The 1,574-nt window shown below is 65.4% G+C and carries 1 protein-coding gene and 1 pseudogene; both read right to left on the reverse strand.

All coding sequences use genetic code 11. The features are described from left to right. Positions 1 to 115 precede the first annotated feature (115 nt). Positions 116 to 1,192: an IS110 family transposase gene (locus BHE97_RS19240; RefSeq protein ID WP_087625647.1), complete on the reverse strand. Its 1,077-nt coding sequence runs from the start codon at positions 1,190 to 1,192 to the stop codon at positions 116 to 118. Positions 1,193 to 1,412: 220 nt separating this feature from the next. After that, a pseudogene (locus tag BHE97_RS20895) lies at positions 1,413 to 1,574 on the reverse strand (IS3 family transposase); the annotation flags it as partial.

Raw genomic sequence — 1,574 nt, forward strand, 5'->3', positions numbered from 1 at the left:
ACGACGATGGCGAGCCGCAGATCCTGGCGGGTGGTCCACCGCTGCTGGTTGAGGACGTTGGTGCTGCAGGAGCGCGACGAAGCTCTCCATCGCTGCGTTGATGCTCCTATATCCGTCAAGCAGCGTTCGGGAGGCTCTGACGGGCGTCGCGGATGGGGCGCATTGCCGCCCAGAGCTCGCGGGCGAGGAGCCGTTTGAGGCAGCGGATGATCTCGGCTTTGGTCTTGCCTTCTGCGGTCCTTCTGGCGACGTAAGCCTTGGTCGGTTCGTGGTGCTGCATCCGCACGATCACGACCCGGTAGAGCGCTGCGTTGGCCTGGCGGTGACCACCACGGTTGAGCCGGTGCCGTGTCGTCATTCCCGACGATGCCGGGATTGGTGCGACGCCACAGAGTCTGGCGAACGCGGCTTCGGACCGGACTCGTTCGGGGTTGTCGCCGGCCACGATGAGCATTTCCGCGGCGGTGTCAGGACCGACGGCGAATGCCTTCGCCAACTCGGGGGCAGCCGAGGAGGTGAGGTCGGTCAAGATCTTCTCGTGCTCGACGATCTCGGCGTTGAGTTGCTGCCAACGTCGGGCAATCGCGCGCAGCGTGTGCTTCGTGGCAGCAGCAACGGTGGTGACGCGCCCCGGACGCAGGCCGGCGCAGCGGTTGATCAACGCCATCTTCGACAACGGTTGCAGCTCTTGGCGCAGGGTGTCGGGCGCATTCACGATGACCTGTTTGAGGCTGATCATCGCTGACGTTCGAGCCTTGACGGCGATGTCCTTGGCGACCTTGACCTGCCGGATCATCTCGACCACGCCATCGGCGGACTTCGGGACCGCAGTGGCCAAGCCGGCGAGAACTGCTTTGGCGGCATTCTCAGCATCGATGGTGTCGGACTTCCCGCGCAGCCGTCGGTCACGCCGGTCGGTGCGGACTACTTCCATTGCGCCGATCCCGCGGCGGCGGACCGCGCCAGCCAGGCCTGCGCCATACGATCCTGTGCCTTCGATCCCGAAGATCAGTTTCCCGCCGAACGAGGCCGCCCAGTCGATCAACTGGGCATAGCCGCCAGCATCGGCGACAAAGGATCGGTCATCCAAGACGGTGCCAAGGTCATCGATCGCGACCGCGACGTGGACGTACTTGTGGGTGTCGACACCGACAACGACTCGACGGTGCGACGGAACCTGCTGCATGCTCATAGTGCTTGCCCTTCCAACCGGTGAGTGACGCTGGCCGGTCGGGTGGACGGGACTGTGATGAGACTGTTGCGATCAGGCTCCTATGAGGTCACGCCCGCCCGGCCAGCACCATGGATGAAGCGCCTCCTGGCGGACGACAGATCAACAGCCAGGACACCCAGACTTCGGGGTCAGTCGTCAGCAAGAGTCAGGCCGCCAGGAGACGATCGACAGTCTCACAGTCGCCCGCGGCGCCGACTCGGCCCATCGAACCGACCATGTCGTGCCGGCGCAGTTCCCGGGCCATGGCGCGGCTTCGAAACTGGCTGCCCCTGTCGGCATGCAAGATGCATCCGGCGACATCGCCGCGGCGGCCGACGGCGTTGCGGGAGCGTCGGCGAGC

The sequence above is a fragment of the Aeromicrobium sp. PE09-221 genome (assembly GCF_002174305.1).
Classification (GTDB): Bacteria; Actinomycetota; Actinomycetes; order Propionibacteriales; family Nocardioidaceae; genus Aeromicrobium.